Genomic DNA, 4,556 nt, shown 5'->3' with positions numbered 1-4,556 from the left:
GCTTTGTAAAATCCTCATCAACGACGTTTTTTAGGGTTTCATACATCACTCTGCTCATGCCGCTCACATCTTTTGTGGCAAAGAGTTTGTAAAATTTACCAAAGCCAAATATCTTTAAAATTTTAAAAATTGCTATCTTTGCTCGCACGATAAATGGCTTTTTGACGACTATACCAGCAGAGCTTAAAAGCACTAGATATGGTGGTTTTAGAAGTGTTGCGACCTTGCCGCCAAAGCTATGTCCTGCGATGATGTCTGGTTTTATTTGTAGCTCGTCACAGAAATTTGCAACGATTTTTGCGTAGTCGCTTGTTTTTAAAGGCTTAAAAATGGAGCTTTTACCAAAGCCTGGCATGTCGATATATACGTGGCAAAAGTCATTTAGATAGTGCCCAAAAGCCTTTTTCATTATCTCTTTGTTTGCGCCCCAGCCGTGCAAGAAGAGCACTACTTTTTTGCATTTTGGATTTACTACTTCGTAGCTGATCTCATACTCGTCTGAGCCGTATTTTACCGCCCTACTCGCCATCGTTTTCTCTCTTTTTAGCAGCATAAATGCTCTCAAGCACGCTTACTGCCTCGCAAAGGCGCTCGTACTCCTCCATATTTAAAAGGACAGCTTCAAATTTATTGTTTTTAACGATGACAGCGCGCTTTAGCTCGCTAGCTCCCACACGAGAAAGGACAGAGCTAAAATTTCTAACCACCTCGGTTGCTGTATAAATTTCATCTTTTGTAAAAGTTACCATTGTCGCTCTTTATGTAAAATTTTACGTAAAATATCACAAACTACTTTATATATCGCTAAATAAACTAGAGCTTGCCGCTACCTTTTACCGAAGTGATCGAGTTTATAAATTTATAATCAATCTTTATCTCACGCTCTTTTGGAAGTGAGTTTGCAAGGGCATTTAGTGTGCTCTCAAAGTCCTCAAACAGATAGTTTGCAAGGCTGCCTGGGTTTGGATTGATCTCGTTTAGATAGACCTCGTCATCTATCACAAAAAAGTCGCATCTAATGATCGCTCCGTCAAATCCACAATCATAAATTTTAGAAAAGTTAAATTTAAGCTTTTGCTTTAGCTCTTCAGAAATTTCCGCCTCTTTTACCTTATTTTCATTTGAAAAACTTAGATATTTTTGCTCGTAGTCAAGAAATTCTTTCTTTTTTGGCTCTTCAACGATAGAAAATTTGATCTTTCCATCGATCTTGCAGCCAGCTAAGTTATACTCTTTGACACCTTTTATAAAGGGCTCTACTAAAACATCTTTGTCAAATTCAAACGCTACGTCTTTTGCGTAGGCAAGCTCACTATCATCATGCACGACGCTCACGCCGATACTACTGCCTAGCCTTGCTGGCTTTAATATAATAGGATAGTGAAATTTTGGCTCGCTTTGACGAGTTAGCATCTCATAGTCAAGCGCCTTCACACCAGCCTTTTGCGCTAGAAATTTAGTAAGCTCTTTGTTGTAACTAAGCGCGCTTGCTTCAAGCCTTGGACCTATGTATTTGACCCCGTAAAAGTCAAAAAGTGCCGCTATCTTGCCATCTTCGCCGTCCATACCGTGGATCAAATTTATAATGACGTCACATTCAACTTTGTTTGCGCCAAAAAGCGAGTGCATGTAAAAGCCGCCCTTTGCTAAAGATAGCTTCTTTGAGTTTTTGTATTTGCCAGAACTAAAGAAATTTGCCCTCATATCCTTTTGCTCGATCAGGTAAAAGTCCCTATTTGCATCGCAAAATATAAATTTTAGCTCCTGTTTTAGGACGTTTTTTAAAACTATCGCGCTTACTATGCTTATCTCATGCTCAAAACTCTTTGCTCCAAATATCACGCCTAAATTCATCTTTTTTATCCTTATCCTAGTTTTTTAAGTGCCTCTTTTATAAGATCGCTCGTGTTTTCACTCTTACAATCAGGCAAAATTTTCACTATCTTCTCACGCTTAAAGCCAAGCGCCTCAAGTGCCAAAAGCGCCTCATTTTGGTAGCTTGGCACGCTCTCGTCGCTTATAAGCTTAGCATCGCTTAGCTCGGCTATTATGCGCCTAGCTGTCTTTGGTCCGATGCCTGGTACACTTTTAAAAGTGTCCGCATCGCCGCTTATTATGGCGTTTGTAAATGCCTGCGAGCTAAGGCTTGAGCAAACCGCCATCGCTGTGCTAGCTCCGATGCCATTTAGCTTTATAAGCATCTCAAACATCTTTTGCTCGTTTGCGTCTAAAAAGCCGTAGAGTAAATTTGCGTCCTCTCTTATGATCTGCGTTATGGCAAGCTCGGCCTTTTCGCCTTTACTAAGTTTTGCTGAGCAGAAAAGCGAGATGAAAATCCCATAACTTACGCCGCTATTTGTCTTAAGTATGACAAATGCAGGCTCTTTTTTTGTAACGACGCCTTCGATTGCTTTTATCATCATTTAACCTTTTGTTCCATGAAATTTATATCCGCGTAGTCTTCAAGTTTGTTTGACTTTTTGATCTTATATTCGACCTCGCCGCCGTTATCAAATTTATCTAGTGTGATGACGTGGGCGGTCTCGTTTTGCTTCGAGATATAGGTGACATTTTGCGGAGGATCGACGATGACAAATCTTATCTCATTTAGCTCGATCCAGTTGCCTCTGTTTATCACTTTGGCTGAAAAGATGCCATTTTGCATCATCTCAAGCTCATCTTTTAGATCAGCCAAAAGCTCTTTTTTCTCTTTAAATATCCTAAGCAAGGTGTTATATTCATTAACGAGCCCTTGATACTCTTTTAGCTTTTTCATAAACGTAACTGGCGGTATCACCTTGGCCTTTGAGAGCTCTTCGATCTTAGCTTTTATCGTATAGATCGAGTCTTTGTTCTCGTTGATGACATTTTTCTTGCTCTCTATATTTTTTAGAAGCGTAGCTAGCTCAGACTTGGTGCTCTCTATCTTGCTTAGCTGATCTTGCGTAGCCTCCGCACTCTCAGGCATCTTGCTGGCGTCAATGATAAATTTATTATCAGTGCCTCTTAGATATCTAACGTCGATTAGGTGCGAGGCTGTGATGGTGCAGTTTGAGCCAAGCGTGTCTATCTGGATGTTTTGAGCTGTTATAGAGCCACCAACTACGCTATTTATCTTCACTCTTTTTGCTATGACAGTGCCGCCTTCTAGCCTATCTATCTCGACGCTTTCAGCCTCTACCTTGCCGATATGGATAGAAATTTTGGCGTGTTTGGCATAAATTTTAGCCTTTTGGTGAGTTTGACCGCCGATATTTACATCATTTGCCTTGACCATCGCATTTGCGCCGACGTTTCCTTTTACCTCGATCTCATCAGCCTCCACGATGATGCCAGTGCCGATAGCGTCTTTTATCGTGTCAGTCTCACGAACTACTAATGTGACGTTTGTGTCAGTGCCTGCTTGGATAGAACCAGTCGTTTTAAAATTTGCTTCATTTATCTCTATGCGCTCTTCTATGTCAAAAGAGCCGTTTTTCTCAACCACGTAGCCTGCTTTTTTAGCGATGTATTTTATACTTTCATCATTTTCTACGCGCTCGATATTTTCGCTTATGCTTATCTCTTTTTCGCTCTCTTCTTTTGGCTTTGCAACCTCTATAAGTTTGCCTCTTACATCGCGTCCATTTGCGCCCTCGTGAGACTTTTTCTCCTCCATTATCACTTCATCTTTTGCCACGCCAAAGACAAAGCCCCTATCAGCGTAATCAACCTTATCTTCGTCTTTTAACCCATCAAGCTTGTCTTTGTAGTAGTAGATGATCTTAGCGTCGATCGCCTTTTTAGGGTTGATGCCCTGGGTTAAATTTAGCGTGTAGTCCTTGTCAAGCTCGCCTTTTACGTGGATGATCGAAGCGATTTGCTTTAGCTCCTCTTTTAGCTTGCCGATCCTTATGCCTATTAAAATTTGAGCCTTCATAAGCTGCTTTGCGATGTATTCATAAAGCTTATCTTCGTAGTGCTGCTCGTATTCGCACTCTTTGCTCGCTCTAACCTTTGCGATGACCTTTGTGATGGTTGAATTTACGCCGATGTCGATCTTTGGCAGCTTTGGCGTGGCATTTAGCCTCACGTCAAAAAACTCCACGTCATAGACCTGCTCGATCTCTAGCGTCTCGTCAAGATAAAATGTGTTGTCATCAAAAAAGCTTAAATTTTCTTCAGGGACAAAAACTGGCTCGACGTTGTCTTTGTTTTTGTAGTAAGTTAAGATATTTGAGAGTTTGTAATCTATAAATTCTACCGGCACGCTATATTGTTTGCTTAGCTCTTTAAGCGATAGATAAGGTGTTGAAGTTTGAATTTGCGTTGGCGGTAAAAATCTCTCGTTTTCTTGCACGTTCTCGCTCAAATTTGATCCATTTCACATAAAATTTTGGCTCTTATTATCTCTAAAACTTTATTAAATTTGGGTTATGTAAGCTTTAAAGCATCTTTTGTTACTATTGCGTTTTTAAATTTACTAGGTGGGCGATGTTTATAAAAGGCTTTTTTTCAAACTCAGTTGGCATCATGACTTCAAGGATTTTAGGGCTTATAAGAGATCTTTTAACGGC

The 4,556-nt window shown here is 40.3% G+C and carries 5 protein-coding genes; all 5 read right to left on the bottom strand.

What is annotated here, in order from left to right; genetic code table 11:
• Positions 1-529, bottom strand: a 529-nt coding sequence (locus CYP05_RS07545) for an alpha/beta fold hydrolase (protein ID WP_103642497.1), incomplete at its 3' end; no start/stop codon positions are given.
• Positions 519-749, bottom strand: a complete 231-nt coding sequence (locus CYP05_RS07540) for a type II toxin-antitoxin system Phd/YefM family antitoxin (RefSeq protein WP_002942153.1) — start codon at positions 747-749, stop codon at positions 519-521. The genes CYP05_RS07540 and CYP05_RS07545, both read right to left, overlap by 11 nt.
• Positions 750-813: 64 nt before the next feature.
• Positions 814-1,854: a D-alanine--D-alanine ligase gene (locus tag CYP05_RS07535; protein ID WP_103642496.1), complete on the bottom strand. Its 1,041-nt coding sequence runs from the start codon at positions 1,852-1,854 to the stop codon at positions 814-816.
• 11 nt (positions 1,855-1,865) lie between these two features.
• On the bottom strand, positions 1,866-2,420 hold the full coding sequence (gene ruvA, locus CYP05_RS07530) for a Holliday junction branch migration protein RuvA (RefSeq protein ID WP_087581616.1): 555 nt from the start codon (positions 2,418-2,420) through the stop codon (positions 1,866-1,868).
• Positions 2,420-4,351, bottom strand: coding sequence for a flagellar assembly protein A (locus CYP05_RS07525; RefSeq protein ID WP_103642495.1), 1,932 nt, complete (start codon positions 4,349-4,351; stop codon positions 2,420-2,422). Before CYP05_RS07525 ends, ruvA begins: the two co-directional genes overlap by 1 nt.
• Between the last annotated feature and the right edge of the window lie 205 nt (positions 4,352-4,556).

The sequence above is a fragment of the Campylobacter concisus genome, assembly GCF_002913545.1.
GTDB lineage: Bacteria > Campylobacterota > Campylobacteria > Campylobacterales > Campylobacteraceae > Campylobacter_A > Campylobacter_A concisus_AV.
Note: the sequence above shows the minus strand (reverse complement) of the source record. Positions and strands in the feature narration are given on the sequence as shown.

What these genes read in the sequence shown, in the direction of transcription:
- CYP05_RS07535 (WP_103642496.1), bottom strand. Translation starts at nt 1,854, where the DNA reads ATGAATTTAGGCGTGATATTTGGAGCAAAGAGTTTTGAGCATGAGATA.
- CYP05_RS07540 (WP_002942153.1), bottom strand. Translation starts at nt 749, where the DNA reads ATGGTAACTTTTACAAAAGATGAAATTTATACAGCAACCGAGGTGGTT.
- ruvA (WP_087581616.1), bottom strand. Translation starts at nt 2,420, where the DNA reads ATGATAAAAGCAATCGAAGGCGTCGTTACAAAAAAAGAGCCTGCATTT.